Raw genomic sequence first — 15,337 nt, forward strand, 5'->3', positions numbered from 1 at the left:
GAACACTGTATCCTGCTGGCCTGTCAAACGCTTAGTCCTGAAATCAGGACCAAACACCCTAACCCATATTATACACAAAATCAACGACGATGGATAAACAATCCACAGAACAAAAAGAGGAAACTCTGGTTGCCATGCTGGCGTCCTTCCGTAAGGAAGCCTGTTATCATGACAATTTTGAAGAAGATTTCCTCCGCAATTTTCATCTGAGAAAGGAAACCGATCAGGCTACTCAATCTACTTGGAAATTGTTGCTCGAACGCCTGGACAACTATCTGCAGAACTTTAGAGGTTGGCAGTGGATATACGCGTCCATGTCCATCGTGACATTGGCTGCCGTAGGCGTTATCATAGCGTCTGGGGACATGGAACCGGCGGACGCTTACGTATCTGCCCCCCGTATCCCTGACGGGAAACTTCAACCCGTTAGCGACGAAGAAGTAGAAATAACCTCAACTGACGGCGCGGCCGGAGCGACAACTACGCTCACCACGGATGCCCCGTCTAACGAAACATCGATCAAAGAAAATCAGCTACAGACTGATTCCAATACCGATGACAAACCGGTATCCCGAGTTCTCATTGAGATGTAAATGCTCATTATGAACTTGGTGGTTCCCATATTAGCAGGCATAGCCGTCGCAGGCATTATTCAGCAAGCGGCGGCCGTGCCTGCTCCTTTTAAGGTAACGGCTGTTCCTCAACAGGCAAACGGAGAATCATACACGACCCTGGCCGCCCGGACGGGCAAAGACTTTATTGCCGCCCTGATCCCTTACAGGGTTTTTAAAAACGGAGCCGTAACCTACCACCTGGGCGGCAAGGAAACACCGCCCCTCCAGGTATGGGCGCAGGAAAAGCTTACGGGACTGACGCTGTTCAAGGTAAATCCCGCTCTTCTCTCCGGCACCTCCCCTGCCATCGCCGCAAGCACTACCCTCAGACGGGGCGCCAGGCTTGCCTTCACCAACAGCGAAAATGAACCCACACTGGGCATTTACGTGGGCATGGAACACTCCATAGGGGACATCAGCTTTCCGTTGCGTCTCATCCGCGCTCAATTCCCCAAGCTGGCTGCACCCCCGATCGGCCAGCCGTGCTATGATGCGGACAACCGTCTCGTCGGCATCGTTCTGGGCGTTTCCCGCAAGGGCACCTGCCATCTTCTCCCGGCCCAGGCCATCTCTTTCCTGGCAGAAAACCCCAAAGCCAAACGGGTGCGGCTGGGCTGCCTGCTGGACATCAACTCATCCACGCCCGTCGTGGAAGGAATCATCAACGGCGGCCCGCTGGCGCGCGGCGGCATCCAGACCGGAGACATTCTCATGAGCATCAACGACGTCCCCATTCGCAACTACGGGGACATGCTGGATGCCACCTACTACCTCACAGGGGAAAAGCCCCTGACCATCCAGGTCATCCGCAGGACCCAGATCGTGGAAAGCAAGGGCATTATTCCCACGCAGGATTCCCGTTGATGCGGTCCCCGCACCCGGAGGAATGAAAGAAGCGCCCCTTCCCTCCTCAAAATCGGGACCTTGCCTTGTTTCAGGCTTGAACTTGACTGCCGCCCCACTTAAAAAGGGGCGTGCTTCAAATCGTCTTTAATAAAATCAGTGCTGCGGAAATATCCCGCATTCCTACGCTGGAACAACTGGACCTGCTGGGAGAATTCCAGGTTTCCGAATCCATGCTTCAAACGCTGGATGACGCCCGCTTCGGCAAAATGGAAAAAGACGGCAAAACGCTTTACCGGTACGTGGCCAAGGACTACCGCATCTACTTTGAAGTCATTGACGGCAAGGTAGTCGTTCACCGCGTGCTGCATGCCAACAGCCTGAACGACTTTTTATTCCGTACGAACATCTCTCCCACGGCGGGGGAAGATGAAATCCTCAGCCAGTCCAAGCACTTCTGGAAGCTGATTGACGAAGGCAAAAACTCCTCCAAAGCCTGAACTCCCCTTTCCATGGCCTGCATCATCCTAGGCGTCACCGGCTCCATTGCCGCGTACAAGGCGGCGGACATCGCCTCCGCCCTCGTCAAGCACGGACATGACGTGCACTGCGTCTGCACGGCCAAGGCCCTGGAATTCGTCACGCCCCTCACTCTCCACACCATCTCCCGCAACCCCGTTTTCTCCTCCTTTGACGATGAAAAAGGGGAATGGGTTCCCCCCCATATCCAGCTGGCTCAAAACGCCCACCTCCTGGTTGTGGCGCCCGCCACGGCAAACACCATGGCAAACTTTGCCCACGGCATGGCGCCGGACATGCTCAGTTCCCTCTACCTGGCCTGCAAGGCCCCCGTGTTGATTTGCCCCGCCATGAACGTCCACATGTGGGAGCATCCCGCCACCCGGAAAAACGCGGAAATCCTGAAACAGCGGGAACACCACCACATCTTCGGCCCCGCCGAGGCCGGCATCCTTGCGTGCGGAGCGGCCGGAGCCGGCAAGCTGATGCCGGTGGAACTGATTGTGGAAAAAACGCTTTCCCTTCTGCAGTAAAGGCTGTGTAAAAATCACCTCATGCCTTTTTATTGGTTTGCCCCCGGAGGGATAAATCTTTTATCATCCCCAGTATGAAGCTGCTCACGCTTTTCCTTGGAACCCTGTTGCTTTGTTCCTGCGGGTCTGACAAATATCCTGTCAGCTTCCATATGCAGACAGGCGCCTCCGACAGTCAGAAATTCTCCTTCCGGAATGAAGATGACGGTTACTACTACTCCAAAGTACCCTTCATCTCCCAGAATGACATTGACTCCTACTACTCCTTCCGGGCGGCGGACAATACTTACGGAGCCGTATTCAACATTAAAAAAGGCCTGCACAGCCGGGTGGAAGGGGTAACCGCATTAAATCTCGGCAAGCAGATACTGCCCATCGTCAACGGCCACCGCATGCAGCCCATGCGTCTCTACAACAATCCCATCAAGGGAGGCAAACTGGCCGTTCTGGGGGGCTTCTCCCCGGCGGACCTTGCCGCCATGGCGGAATTCATCCCTCCGGCGGACCCTAAAAGGGAAGAAGCCATCAACAAGCTCGCTCCCGTCACCAAGCCTCTGCTTCCTGCAATAGACCCCACCAAGGAAAAGAAAGAAGCCAAGGACCCTGAAGACCACAAAGACCGCACTGTGATCAGCACCCGCCGCGGACGGCTCTGATCCCGCACGTTTTATGAACATGCACAGCAAGTTCCTCCTGTTCCTGTCCGGATGCTTCCTGTTCCTGTGGAGCGCCTCTTATCTGGCGGCAGACATTGCCGTGCGCTTCCCCACCTCAAACACGGCCCTTCTGAACGACCGTCCGCAGGACTTTTACATGTACGTGGACCGGAACTTCGAGGGGCAGAAATCCCAGCCCTGGCAGGCCGGAGCCTACGGCTTTACCCGCACCCTGGTCAGAACCCAGGCAGGCCCGGTAGCCACCAAATTTCATGAAGGCATTGACATCAAGCCCCTCAAAAGGGATGCCGCAGGCGTCCCCCTGGACGATGTCCACCCGGTGGCCGGCGGTATCGTGGTCCATGCTTCCGCAAATCCTGCGCACAGCAACTACGGCCGCTACGTCGTCATTGAACACCGGCTGAAAGACGGACCGCTCTACAGCCTTTACGCCCACCTCGCCTCCGTCAACTGCCGGGAGGGGGACCAGGTAGGCACCGGAAACGTCATCGGGCGCCTGGGCTATTCCGGCGCAGGGCTGAACAAAACGCGGGCCCACCTGCATCTGGAGCTCTGTCTCAAGCTCCAAGACAACTTTCAACCCTGGTATGACAGCCTGAAAATGGCCACGCCCAACCGCCACGGCAATTACAACGGCCTGAACCTGGCGGGCTTTGATGCGGCGCCTGTCCTCATCCACTGCAAGGACGGGGAGGAATTCTCCCTGTCCCGCCATATCTCCTCCCTCCCGGTGCAATACGTAGTGCGCGTTCCCTCCACCGGAGAAATGCCCAGCCTGGTCAAAAACTATCCTTTCCTGCTGAAACCGGGTCCGTCACAGCCCAAATCCTGGGAAATCAGTTTCACCGGACCCGGAGTTCCCACCTCCGTCACTCCTTCTGCGGAACCCTGCAGTGAACCTGCCGTCATCCGGGCTGTTCCCCATCCCTTCTCCCAACTGTACAGAACCTGCAACCGCGTTTCCGGTTCCAGCAAGGAACCCAGGCTGACGGCTTCCGGAAAACGCTACATCCGGCTCATTTTCATGGGAACGGAACCATAAGCCCCTTATTGATCATGCAAATACCCTCCACCAGGCACCACACCATCCCCGCCGCCATGGCGGCATGCGCCGCGTTCCTGCTGTCCCTGGGGGGCCTCTCCTCTGCGGCGTCAGGCAACACTCCTCCCGCCGCTTCCGCCCTGTCGCAGGACGAACAGGCGCTATTGAAAAACAAAAAATACCAGCAGGGCCTGAAGGACCTGGCGGCACACCTCCCGCTGGAAGCCAGCAAAAACTTTCAGGAAAGCCTGAAAACGAAAAACCTCCCGGAATCTCAAAAGGCCATCATCAGGCCGTTCCTTGCGGAAGCCCTGATCCGCGCCCACAAGACGGATGAAGGCCTCGCCCTGTGGGAACAACTGCCGGACTCCGTTCTGAAATCCTATTGGACGGCCATGGGCCTGTTCAACAAGGGATACTTCACCAGGGCCCTGGAAAAACTCTCCTCCATCCCGGACTCCGATCCCCTTTCCGTTTACGCCTTCCAGTTGAAAGCCCAGCTGGCCCGGCAGCTCGGAGACCAGCAGCTTCTCGTGGAATCCCTGGCCAGGCTGGGCCGCACGGACTCTCCCTCCGTTTCACACACCGCCAACATCCTGCTGGCGGACACCCTGGCCGGCATGCAGAACTATACGGAGGCGCAGGCCATCCTCGAACAGGTAAAAAACAGCCTGTCCGGCACGGAAAAGCCGCCCATCCTGCTGCCCTATGCAGAACTGGTGGACGGAAAAATATCCGTCATCCAGGGCAATGTAGATCAGGCCATTAAAACGTTTGCTTCCATTGCGGACAACACCTCCTACCCTGCAAAAATCCGTGATCTGGCACGGGTGGCGCTGGCGGAAGGGGAAATTCTCCGGGAAAAACGCAATCCGGGGCAGGCGGAGGAAGAAGCGCGCGCGCAGCAGCCGGAAGAGGAAAACATCCACACCGCCGGAACGGGAGAAGACCGGCTCATCACCTTCATCGGCGGAAAGGCGGACTCGCCCCTGCTGATGGACGCCTTCAACATCCTTCTGAGAGAAGACACCTTCCGTACCGACCCGCAGGCACTGGAAAAACTCACCGGCTGGGTGAACTCCAAAGACGCCACACGGCAGCCTGCGGCCATGTACGCCATGGGCAGCCTCCTTCTGGAAAAGGGAGACCTGGCGGGAGCCATCAAGCTTGCCGGAGACGGCCTTGCCAAATATCCGCAAAACGTTCCCGTCCAGACTCTCTGTCTGAACATCATCACGGCCCTCCTTGAAAAAGGACGCACGGAAGATGCGGAACGCCTCATTTCCAAATACCCGGGCACATCTGCCGGCATCATCTTTCAGCAGGGCGCCCTGGCCTTCCAAAAGGGGGATTACCCCCTGGCTCAAAAACTATTCCGTGAAGCGTCCCGGCGTGGCACGGAAAAAACGGCGGAAACCGCGCTCTTCAATGAAAACCTGTCTGCCCTGCATGCCAACGACGCGAAAGGCGCGGCCGCCCTGGTCCGGGAAGCCGCAGGCTCTGCAAAGCTGCGGGAACACATCCTCTTTGAACAGGCTCACTATGCGGCCAAAAGAATGAACCCGGAGGCCACGGAACTCCTGGCCGGCTTCGTGGCCGTGGCGGAAGACCCCGCTCTGAAAACCCAGGCGCGCCTGGACCAGGCGGAAGTAGCTCTGAATCTCAATCCTCCGGACATCCAGACCGTGCAATCCACCCTCCCGTTGCTGGAAAAAGAACAGCTCACCCCGGACCAGGCCATGCAGCTTGGCCGCTTGAAAATCCTGCTGGCGGAAAACCTCCAGGAATGGACGGAGGCCATCCAGGCATGCCGGCAAACCATCGCTCTGGACAAAGATGGAAAGCAGGCCGATGCCCTGTACCTCAAACTTGGAGAACTCCTGTACAAAAACGGCGACTTCCACGAAGCCCAGCTGGTGCTCCAGCCCTTCCCCTCCAAATATCCGGACAGCCCCCTGAAAGCGGCGGCCCTCTTCCTGGCAGGAAAGGCGGCACAGCAAAGCAACACCGTCAACACGCTGGAAGCGGCCCTCACCATCTTCCAGACTCTGGGGGCGGGAACAACGCAATTTGCCCAGGCCGCCAAAATAGAAGAAGCCTCCGTCCTGCTGCGCATGGGAAAAGCGGACCAGTGCATCGCCGTTCTTGACGAGCTGCTTTCCAAGCCGCTGCCGCGCTACATGCGGCTGCTGGCCCTCTCCATCCAGGCGGATGCGTGGGTAACCAAGGAAGACACCCACTCAGACACCCTCCGCAAAGCCATCAACCTGTGCACGGAAATCCTGAACACTCCCAATCTGGGACTGGCATGGAAATTCAAAACCCTTACCCAGCGGGCCCAATTTTACGAAAGGCTGAACGACCAGGAAAAAGCCCTGGATGACTATGCTTCCGTTCTGGTCCATACGCCCAGCGGCAGTTCCGCCAACAAGCGCCGGGACTGGCACTGGTTCTACAACGCGGGATTTGCCTCCATCCGCCTCATGGGACAGGCACAAAACTGGGACGGCGCCCTGGCCCTGGCCAGAAAGCTGGCGCAAACCTCCGGCCCCAGAGCCAGGGAAGCGGCAGCCTATGCGCGCCGCATCCAGCTGGAGCACTTCATCTGGCAGGAGGACCCGGCTGAAACGGAACAGCCGCCGGAAATGCAGCCCGCCCCGGAACAAGCCCCCCAATAAGCAGTTTTGCCCGGTCATGGACACTCCTTCACCAGCCAGAGCATGGAGAATCAACGCGGCAGCCATCATCATGGATGCCGACGGCTACATCCTGCTGGGCAAGGACCACGGCCGCAATCCCTACTGGCATTTCCCCCAGGGGGGCGTCATCAAAAATGAAAGCATTGAACGCGCCCTGGCGCGGGAAGTCTGGGAGGAAGTGGGGCTGCGCCCCTCGGACTACAACATTGTGGCGCGCCTCCCCGGGCTGCGGTACAAATACCCTGCCAACCACCGTAAAATCACCCGCTGGGTGGGGCAGGAACAAACCTACTTCCTGGTGCGCTGCAAAACGAGCCGCCCCAAAACGGACCTGCACCGCAGCCCGGAATTCGCAAAAACAAAATGGGTGCTTCTCCAGGACATCAAGCTGGAAATGTTCCCCAAATTCAAAAGAAAAGTCATTAAGGACGCCCTCACTCAATTCTTCGGAAAGCCCCCAACCGCCAACCGCCCCTCTGCGGAAAAGCGCGTCGTACGGGCCGCCCACCCTTCAACACTAACTTCTTATACGATGAACCGTTACCTGGTGCCTCCGGGCAAAAAACTGCGTTTAAAGGACTACCCCACGGATGACAAATCCCTCTTCTCCGGAACCAAGGAAGAATCCCTGGTCGAATTCGACAAGCTGAGGGAAGAACTGCAGGAACTGCAGAAAAAACTCTTTGCCCAGCACAAGCACAAAATACTCGTCATTCTCCAGGCCATGGACGCCGGCGGCAAGGACGGCTGCGTCAAGCATGTCTTCTCCCGCGTGGACCCGCAGGGGCTCCATGTCGTGCCCTTTAAAAAACCCACCCCGGAGGAACTGGACCATGACTTCCTCTGGCGCGTGCACAAGGAAGTTCCGACCAAAGGCCAGATTGCCATCTTCAACCGTTCCCATTATGAAGACATCATCGCCGTGCGTGTAAAAAAAATCTTCCCGGACCCCGTCTGGAAGCGCCGCTACAAGCACGTGCTGGACTTTGAATCCATGCTCGCGGAAGAAGGCACCACTATCATCAAGCTTTTCCTGAATATCTCCAAGGAGGAACAGAAAAAGCGCCTGGAATCACGGCTTCAGGATCCGGACAAGCTTTGGAAATTCTGCATGGATGACCTTGACGACCGCAACCGCTGGGATGAATTCCAAACCGCCTACCAGGACCTCATTGAAAAAACATCCACTCCGGAAGCCCCCTGGTACATTATCCCCGGGGACCGGAAATGGTACAGAAACCTTGTCGTTGCACGCCTGATCGTGGAAAAACTCCGGCATCTCCAGCTTGCCTTTCCCACCCCCAACTTCGATCCGGCCTCCATTTCCATACCCGATTAACAAATCTCTGTCATAATAATAACTAATTTGTGCATTGAGTAAATATTTTTGTACATTTATCGTTATCATGCTGTCTCAGTATTACAAAATCGGCATTATTCACAGTAACAGTCAAAAGTTAATGTTTCTAACGCTTGACTGAGACCGTGAAAAATTGTTAGAAAACAACTTAACACGTAGAACGTGTAAACATTCTATATAGAAAAACAGAACCCAATGTACTTAGCATCCCAACGTAAAGAGTTTATTCTGAAAACCCTGGCCGAGCATGGAGCCGCAAGGACAATTGCCCTGGCCAAGCAGATGAAGGTCACGGATGAAACGGTCCGCAACGATTTAATTAACCTTGAAAAAAGGGGATTCCTCAAGCGCGTTCACGGCGGCGCACTGGCGCTCACTCACAAATCCCTTCATGAAGACATTGTCACTCAGGACCATGTCTCCATCCAGATTGCCAAAAAAACCGTTCAGAACATCCCGACCTCCGTCGTCATGTTCATTGACAGCAGCACCATGGGTTACCAGATATGCAACCATGTCAACTCCAGAGACACGCATATTGTCTCCAACAACCCCACCCTTCTGACCAGGCTGGAAGGCATCCCGAGCCTCAGCTTCTACTGCACGGGCGGCCGTTTCGACCGTGAAGCCCAGGTCTACGTGGGCCAGGACGCGGCACACGCGGCCGGATCCCTGAACATTGAACTGGTGGTACTCACCCCGGACTGCTACTCCCCCAAGCATGGCGCCGGGTACAAAAACATGCTTCAATCCGAATTCATCAGAAGCGTCATCCCCCAGGATGCCAAGGTAATCATCGCCATGCCTTCCACAAGCATCGCAAACAGCCCGGCATTCTACACGGTCGCTCCCAACCTGGTGAGCATGCTCATCACGGACGAAGCCATTGCTCCGGAAATGGTGGAAGAAATTGAAAAGAGCGGCGTCAAGGTGGAAATCGCCTAACACGACTGCCGGCATCCTAAAAATCAACTCGGGCGGAGGTTCTTCAAGAGCCTCCGCCCTTTCTTATGACGGGCGGGGCCTCTTCCACTCCAGACGGTACTCCCGGCTGCCGGCAAGTTCATCCTCCCGGGAGCCGATCTCTTCAAACCCGCTGCGCTTGTAAAACTGCCATGCACGCGGATTCTCCTCATAAACGCCTACAGTCAGCACCCCCTTGCTGTGATCCTTGACCCAATTCAGCAATGCCGTCCCTATACCCTCACACTGGCGTTCCGGATCCACAAACAGGGCGGCCAGCTCCCCCTCTCCCACCAGGCAGGCAAACCCCACCACGCGGTCACCGTCACGGCATATCCAAGTCCGCGCCTTCGGCAAATACACCTGCCTCATATCCTCCACCAAGCCACACCAGAAACCGACCCCGGCAAACGCATGGGCCTGTTCGGACGCCTTCAGCCAAATATTCAGGACCGCCTCCTCATCCTTGCTCTGATAATGTTCTATATTCATAAGCATCTACTGGAAAAACCGCTGTTTTCCACAGTCTATAAACCCTAGCACGAACTACGCACGGCGGCAAGAAGGAAAGAAAAGCGGACAATCCGCCCAAAACGCGGCTCCCTGCTCCTTTACGGACAATCCGCCGCCATAAAAGCCCATCAGGCTGTCTCTCCTACTCACGGCCTGTAAACAAACACGGGACCGGTGCGGGAAGACTGGACGCGGCGCACCTTCCCGACAGCCTCCGCCACCAGCCGCACGGCCTCCCGCACCTCTTCCTCCGTAGTGGTAAAAGACAGGGAAAAACGCAGGGAGGAACGCACCTCGCCGTCGGACAACCCCATGGCCGCCAGCACATGGGACGGCATGGGCTGCACGGTATGGCAGGCGGACCCGGCGGAACACAACAGCCCGGCAGGTTCCAGCAAAAGCATCAGGGCCTCGGCCGTGCACCCGGAAAAAGCCAAATTGGACGTATTCGGAATCCTCTCCGCGGCACCGGAATGCACCGTCACTCCGTCCACGGCCTGCGCCAGGGAAAACTCAAAACTGTCCCGCAGACGCCTCACGCGCCCCGCTTCCTCCACATGCCGGAGGGCCACGCGGGCCGCAGCCCCAAAACCGATGATTCCCGGCACATTCTCCGTGCCGGACCTCAGCCCGTACTCCTGACCGCCACCGAACAAGGCAGGCTCCAGAGGAACGCCGGAGCGCCTGTACAGGCATCCTATACCCTTCGGACCATGCAATTTATGGGCGGAAACGGACGCATAATCCACATCCATCCCATGCAGGCACACGGGAATCTTTCCGGCACACTGCACCGCATCCAGATGCACGGGCAACCCATGCCGCCGGGCGGCGGCGCACAAAGCCGCCGCATCCTGAAGCACGCCCGTCTCGTTATTGGCCCAGGCAAAGGAAACGCCGCCCGCTTCCCCGGCGCACAGGGCTTCCCATTCTTCCGGTACGGCCCTTCCTTCACGGTCCACGGAACATATGCGCCCGTTCCCCAGGGCAACGGATGTTTTCAGGGAAGCATCGTGATCCGTGGACAGTACGGCCACGCCCTTTCCTTCACGGGCCATCTGCCGGAATGCGGCATTCGTGGCCTCCGTTCCTCCGGAAGTAAACACGATTTCCGCCGGAGACGCGCCCAGCAGGGCCGCCACTCCGGCGCGGGCTTCCTCCACCGCCTCCCGCACGCGCCTGGCCTCTGCATACCCCGCGGAAGGGTTGAAAAACCGTTCTTTCAGGAACGGTTCCATGGCGGCGTAAACTTCCGGAAGAAGGGGGGTGGTGGCGTTATTGTCCCAATAAATCACGCCTTCATAACTCGCCCAATCAGGGACAGGAGTCAAGCCGGAACATAATGCCCGGCTGAACAAGATCACTCTTCACTTTTCCCCACGATTCCGCATAATGCCGCCCATGCGTTTCCTCATCACGGCCGGTCCTACCAGAGAGGCCATTGACCCCGTAAGATACATCACCAACCGTTCTTCCGGCAAAATGGGATACAGCCTGGCGGAGGCGGCGGCCCACGACGGCCACCGCGTCCTGCTCATCTCCGGCCCCACTTCCCTGGACGTTCCGCACGGCGTTGACTTCCTTCCCGTGGAAACCGCCCAGGAAATGTATGACGCCGTGCAGAACCAGGCGCCCTATGCGGACATAGCCATCCTCAGCGCCGCCGTTGCGGACTACAGGCCGGTTTCCGTACCGGACCGCAAGATCAAAAAAACAGGGGAGCGCATGATTCTGGAGCTGGAGCGCACCAAAGACATTCTGGGCTCCATGCGCACGGAATTCGGCTTCCGCGGCATTCTGGTCGGCTTTGCGGCGGAAACCCACGATGTGGAATCCTATGCGCGCGGCAAGTTGGAGCGCAAGCAATGCGACATGGTCGTGGCCAATGATGTTTCCCGCCGGGACATCGGCTTCGACGCATCGGAAAACGAAGTGCTGCTCATCTACCCGGACCGGACGGACCTGCTGGAAAAAGCCGCCAAAACGCACATCGCCCACCAGATCGTGGAACGCGCGTGCCGCCTTGTACGCGGGAAAGGCCTGTCATCCTGACCGGCATACCTTTTCCGGGCTTGAACCCGGCCGGAATTAAGCCATCATAAACGATCAGCCGCAGCGTACCGCTTCTCTCAAACAACCCCCTGCTCCTTCATGCCCGTTACTCTTCAGGACCTAGGCTGGAACGACCACTTTCAAGACGCCTTTGACGCCATTGCCAAACCCGGCTGGATTCCGGGGCGCCTGATCCGGGAAACGAAAATCAACTTCACCGCCCTGCTGGACGGAGGAGAGGACATGGACGTGGTCGTGAGCGGAAAACTCTGGCATGACGCCGCCACGGATGCGGAACTTCCCGCCGTCGGAGACTGGGTGGCGATCGACCCCGGAGAAGCGGAGGATGAAGCCGTCATACGCGCCATTCTTCCCCGCCGGACCTGTTTTTCCCGCAAGGCGCCGGGAAAAAGCAGCGCGGAACAGGTGCTGGGCGCCAATGTGGACATCGTGGCCGTCGTCACGGAACCGGGAACCGACTTCAACCCCAGACGCATGGAGCGCTACTTCACGCTCATCCGTCGCAGCGGAGCCATGCCCCTCATCCTGCTCAACAAAGTGGACCTCTTCTCCAGGAAAGAAGTGGAGGAAGCCACGCACATCCTCCGGGAACTCTGCCCGGAATGCGGCATTATCTGCATCAGCGCCCTCCGCAACAAGGGCATCAAGGACTTCCGCAAATGTCTGGAACGAGGAAAAACAATCTCCATCGTAGGTTCCTCGGGCGTGGGAAAATCCACGCTGGTCAACACCCTGCTGGGGGACGAATGGCTCTGGACGGGGGAAGTGAATGAAGTCACCGGCAAAGGACGCCATACCACGGTGGCGCGGGAACTGGTGCTTCTCAAGCATGGCGGCCTGCTGATCGACAATCCGGGCATCAGGGAAATCCAGATGTGGACGGACGAACACACGCTCCGGGAAAGTTTTGCGGACCTCACGGAACTGGCCCATGAATGCAGGTTTGCGGACTGCAGCCACGGCAAGGACGCCGGATGCGCCATCAGAAAAGCCGTGGAAGAGGGGCGCCTGGACAAGGAACGCTACCTGAACTTCCTGAATCTGGAAAACGAAATTTCCCAGCTTGCCAAGCGCCAGAAAAAACGGCAGATGAACGTGGAAAGGGCCGGAAAAAGGGATAGGAAAGTCCAGGCCCGCAACTACGAAGACCGCGTGGAGCTGGAACGCCGCCACAGGCCCAACCACCGGGCTCATGACTGATTCACCGTCAAATTGACTTGCCAGGCCGCGGGTGCTCGCTTACCTGTAAGGGATGCTCCCCGTACGCAGCTTGCCACTTGCCGCCGCAGGCCTCCTGATGCTGTCCCTGCTCCCTCTCTCCTTCGCGGAAGAAGCCGCTCCCCTTCCGGACAGGGCCACAGCATCCCTGACTGACATGGAGCCGGTCAAACTGGCAAGGGACCCCAACAGCAAACTGCTTATTGCGGAATGCCGCATCAACGGCATCCCGTGCAACCTCATCGTGGATACGGCCGCCTCCCACACCACGTTCGACGTCAAATTCATCAAAAAGCACTTCCCGGATCTGGCTCTGCAGGAAGTTCAGATTGCCCCCGGCTCCAATGTCCACACCGCACCCCGGGTATTTTCCATGGAATCCTTCTCCATCGGCGGCCTTCTGATCAAAAACTTCTACGGGTGCACCATGGACCTGGCCCCTCTTCAAAAAAGCACCCGAATTCGCGTGGACGGCATCCTGGGCATCAACTATCTGAGCTTCTGCCCCTTCCTGCTCTCCGTCAGGGACGCCACCCTGCAATTCCTCGAACGTTCCCGTTTCCCCCTTAAAGACATGAAACCGCTGGACGTTGAACGCCATGACTCCGGCATCCTCTACATCCGGTGCACCAGGGACGGCGCGCCGTTTCTCCTGGCTCTCGACTCCGGCTCCACACTCTCTCTGGCCCCTGTGGAGCAATGGCCGGCGGACCCGGACGGTAGTCATGTCAAAGCCATGGCGTCAGACATCAACGGAAGCAGCGGCAGCCATTCCGTCATGAAGCTGGGTGTTCCTTCCACGCTCCACATGGGACCGGACTTCCACATGGAAGGCCTTTCATTCGTCGTGACGGGAACCGGCGGCAGACGCCAGATCGGCGTGGATACCCTGCGGCACTTTGACATCATTGTGGACGCGCCGCAGGGGGAAGTCTATGCCCTGCCTCTCCATTCAACTACAGAGGACAGCGAAAAAACGACGGATGCTCCTCCGCTCAAACGGGAATCTTGAGCATGATGCAGATCATGCGGATGGTGCGGGCCGTAGCGCCATAATGGGCTTTCAGAGCCACCTGGGCGCGCGAAGCCTGCGCATGCGCCAGCAACGGGTTGTCCAGCATTTCCTTGAGAACGTCCGGCAACTGTTCCTCCCCGCATCTGGTGATACCGTCCACCCCTTCCAGAAGCTGGACAAGGGCATCAAAATTCTCCATATGCGGCCCCGTCAGCACGGGCACGCCGCAGGCAACGGCTTCTGCCGGATTCTGTCCGCCGTCCGCCAGGAAACTCTTGCCGATCACGGCCACGTCGGCCAGGGCCGTCCAATCCTTCAGCTCCCCGGTCGTGTCCACAACATAGCAGACGTTCTCCTTGAGGGTTTCAGGAATTTCTCCTTCCGTCCGCAAAATGCACTGCCAGCCGCGGGCGGACAAATCCTTCACCACGGCATGGCGGCGTTCCGCATGCCGGGGAACAATCAGGGGAAAACCGCCGGCTTTCCTGGCAGCCTCCGCAATCAGGACTTCCTCCCCGTCATGCGTGCTGGCGGCCAGCACCACAGGCTTGCCGCGCTTCAACTTCTCCAGAATGGCGGAAAACTCGGGATTCGCATCACGGCGGTCCGCCGTCTGCTGGTCAAACTTGATGCTTCCGGTCACATGAATGACGGCCGGAGAGACTCCCACGGACTCAAACCGCTGCACATCCCCCTTGTCCTGCACGCCCATGGCGTCCAGAAAAGAAAAATAATACTTGGAAAGCCACTTGAACGCGCGGTACCGGCTTTCCGATCTGGCGGACATGCGGGCATTGATCATCGCCATGGGAATGCCGCGCACCTTGGCCGCGCGCGCAAAATTGGGCCACAGCTCCGCCTCCACCAGCACAATGGCTTCCGGTTCAAAGCGGTCAAAGCACCTGCCGGGAAGCCCCAGCAAGTCAAAAGGGGAGTAAATCACGCGCACGCCGGGCACCTGGGCATTCATGGCCGTGGCATGCCCCGTAGCCGTACTGGTGGCCAGCACGGCGGAACCGCCGCGCTCCCGGAGCCATGCACGCAGAAACTTGAGGGCTATCACTACTTCCCCCACACTCACGGCATGCACATACAGCACGCCCTTCGGCTCCCTGTTGTAGGAAACGCGGTACAGGCCAAAACGCTCCATCAGCCCCGTGCCGAATCCCCCCCGGCGCTTCTGCTTGAGCAGATAGGAAGGCAGAGTCACCAGCCAGCCGATGGTGTACAGGATATTATAACAACATGACAATAAAAGGGCTTTCATC

15 protein-coding genes are annotated in these 15,337 nt (G+C 57.9%); 12 read left to right on the forward strand and 3 right to left on the reverse strand.

Annotated features, from left to right (window positions below):
* The first annotated feature begins 89 nt into the window (after positions 1–89).
* The 9 genes from HMPREF3039_RS07815 (at position 90) to HMPREF3039_RS07855 (ending at position 9,232) form a co-directional block, all read left to right on the forward strand.
* A complete protein-coding gene (locus HMPREF3039_RS07815; protein ID WP_067574004.1) occupies positions 90–593 on the forward strand; it encodes a hypothetical protein in 504 nt (167 codons plus the stop codon).
* 75 nt (positions 594–668) lie between these two features.
* Positions 669–1,478: a PDZ domain-containing protein gene (locus HMPREF3039_RS07820; RefSeq protein ID WP_147549858.1), complete on the forward strand. Its 810-nt coding sequence runs from the start codon at positions 669–671 to the stop codon at positions 1,476–1,478.
* Between the two features lie 110 nt (positions 1,479–1,588).
* Positions 1,589–1,957, forward strand: coding sequence for a hypothetical protein (locus HMPREF3039_RS07825; protein WP_067574009.1), 369 nt, complete (start codon positions 1,589–1,591; stop codon positions 1,955–1,957).
* Between the two features lie 12 nt (positions 1,958–1,969).
* Positions 1,970–2,509 (forward strand): flavoprotein, encoded by a 540-nt coding sequence (locus HMPREF3039_RS07830; RefSeq protein WP_067574010.1) that lies wholly within the window; start codon positions 1,970–1,972, stop codon positions 2,507–2,509.
* 152 nt (positions 2,510–2,661) lie between these two features.
* Complete coding sequence (locus HMPREF3039_RS07835; RefSeq protein ID WP_147549861.1) at positions 2,662–3,165, forward strand: hypothetical protein; 504 nt, start codon at positions 2,662–2,664, stop codon at positions 3,163–3,165.
* 19 nt (positions 3,166–3,184) lie between these two features.
* Positions 3,185–4,228, forward strand: a complete 1,044-nt coding sequence (locus HMPREF3039_RS07840; RefSeq protein ID WP_067952051.1) for a M23 family metallopeptidase — start codon at positions 3,185–3,187, stop codon at positions 4,226–4,228.
* Positions 4,229–4,242: 14 nt separating this feature from the next.
* Positions 4,243–6,906: a tetratricopeptide repeat protein gene (locus HMPREF3039_RS07845; protein WP_067952053.1), complete on the forward strand. Its 2,664-nt coding sequence runs from the start codon at positions 4,243–4,245 to the stop codon at positions 6,904–6,906.
* 16 nt (positions 6,907–6,922) lie between these two features.
* Entirely contained in the window at positions 6,923–8,266 is a 1,344-nt protein-coding gene (locus tag HMPREF3039_RS13330) for a PPK2 family polyphosphate kinase (protein WP_167506767.1), read from the forward strand.
* 216 nt (positions 8,267–8,482) lie between these two features.
* Positions 8,483–9,232 carry a DeoR/GlpR family DNA-binding transcription regulator gene (locus HMPREF3039_RS07855; protein WP_067574016.1) on the forward strand — a complete coding sequence of 250 codons (750 nt, stop codon included), beginning with the start codon at positions 8,483–8,485 and terminating at the stop codon, positions 9,230–9,232.
* A gap of 63 nt (positions 9,233–9,295) precedes the next feature.
* Here the strand turns inward: HMPREF3039_RS07855 and HMPREF3039_RS07860 are convergent, their stop codons facing one another.
* Positions 9,296–9,742 carry a GNAT family N-acetyltransferase gene (locus HMPREF3039_RS07860; RefSeq protein WP_067574119.1) on the reverse strand — a complete coding sequence of 149 codons (447 nt, stop codon included), beginning with the start codon at positions 9,740–9,742 and terminating at the stop codon, positions 9,296–9,298.
* 167 nt (positions 9,743–9,909) lie between these two features.
* A complete protein-coding gene (locus HMPREF3039_RS07865) occupies positions 9,910–11,058 on the reverse strand; it encodes a cysteine desulfurase family protein (RefSeq protein WP_067574018.1) in 1,149 nt (382 codons plus the stop codon).
* 106 nt (positions 11,059–11,164) lie between these two features.
* Between HMPREF3039_RS07865 and HMPREF3039_RS07870 the strand changes: the two genes are divergently transcribed.
* From HMPREF3039_RS07870 to HMPREF3039_RS07880, 3 genes are all read left to right on the forward strand, one after another.
* On the forward strand, positions 11,165–11,815 hold the full coding sequence (locus HMPREF3039_RS07870) for a phosphopantothenoylcysteine decarboxylase domain-containing protein (protein ID WP_067574121.1): 651 nt from the start codon (positions 11,165–11,167) through the stop codon (positions 11,813–11,815).
* A 99-nt stretch (positions 11,816–11,914) separates the two neighbouring features.
* Positions 11,915–13,036 carry a ribosome small subunit-dependent GTPase A gene (rsgA, locus tag HMPREF3039_RS07875; protein WP_067574021.1) on the forward strand — a complete coding sequence of 374 codons (1,122 nt, stop codon included), beginning with the start codon at positions 11,915–11,917 and terminating at the stop codon, positions 13,034–13,036.
* Between the two features lie 70 nt (positions 13,037–13,106).
* Positions 13,107–14,066 carry a retropepsin-like aspartic protease gene (locus HMPREF3039_RS07880; protein ID WP_167506769.1) on the forward strand — a complete coding sequence of 320 codons (960 nt, stop codon included), beginning with the start codon at positions 13,107–13,109 and terminating at the stop codon, positions 14,064–14,066.
* Here the strand turns inward: HMPREF3039_RS07880 and HMPREF3039_RS07885 are convergent.
* Complete coding sequence (locus tag HMPREF3039_RS07885; protein ID WP_067574025.1) at positions 14,050–15,336, reverse strand: 3-deoxy-D-manno-octulosonic acid transferase; 1,287 nt, start codon at positions 15,334–15,336, stop codon at positions 14,050–14,052. The genes HMPREF3039_RS07880 and HMPREF3039_RS07885 overlap by 17 nt on opposite strands.
* Position 15,337: the final 1 nt, after the last annotated feature.

The sequence above is a fragment of the Akkermansia sp. KLE1798 genome (assembly GCF_001580195.1).
In the GTDB taxonomy this organism is placed as follows: domain Bacteria; phylum Verrucomicrobiota; class Verrucomicrobiia; order Verrucomicrobiales; family Akkermansiaceae; genus Akkermansia; species Akkermansia biwaensis.

Bases quoted from the DNA above. Each gene is read 5' to 3' on its own strand.
- HMPREF3039_RS07840 (WP_067952051.1), top strand. From the start codon at position 3,185: ATGCACAGCAAGTTCCTCCTGTTCCTGTCCGGATGCTTCCTGTTCCTG.
- HMPREF3039_RS07845 (WP_067952053.1), top strand. From the start codon at position 4,243: ATGCAAATACCCTCCACCAGGCACCACACCATCCCCGCCGCCATGGCG.
- HMPREF3039_RS07835 (WP_147549861.1), top strand. From the start codon at position 2,662: ATGCAGACAGGCGCCTCCGACAGTCAGAAATTCTCCTTCCGGAATGAA.
- HMPREF3039_RS07885 (WP_067574025.1), bottom strand. From the start codon at position 15,336: ATGAAAGCCCTTTTATTGTCATGTTGTTATAATATCCTGTACACCATC.
- HMPREF3039_RS07870 (WP_067574121.1), top strand. From the start codon at position 11,165: ATGCGTTTCCTCATCACGGCCGGTCCTACCAGAGAGGCCATTGACCCC.
- HMPREF3039_RS07830 (WP_067574010.1), top strand. From the start codon at position 1,970: ATGGCCTGCATCATCCTAGGCGTCACCGGCTCCATTGCCGCGTACAAG.
- HMPREF3039_RS07860 (WP_067574119.1), bottom strand. From the start codon at position 9,742: ATGAATATAGAACATTATCAGAGCAAGGATGAGGAGGCGGTCCTGAAT.
- rsgA (WP_067574021.1), top strand. From the start codon at position 11,915: ATGCCCGTTACTCTTCAGGACCTAGGCTGGAACGACCACTTTCAAGAC.
- HMPREF3039_RS07815 (WP_067574004.1), top strand. From the start codon at position 90: ATGGATAAACAATCCACAGAACAAAAAGAGGAAACTCTGGTTGCCATG.
- HMPREF3039_RS07855 (WP_067574016.1), top strand. From the start codon at position 8,483: ATGTACTTAGCATCCCAACGTAAAGAGTTTATTCTGAAAACCCTGGCC.
- HMPREF3039_RS13330 (WP_167506767.1), top strand. From the start codon at position 6,923: ATGGACACTCCTTCACCAGCCAGAGCATGGAGAATCAACGCGGCAGCC.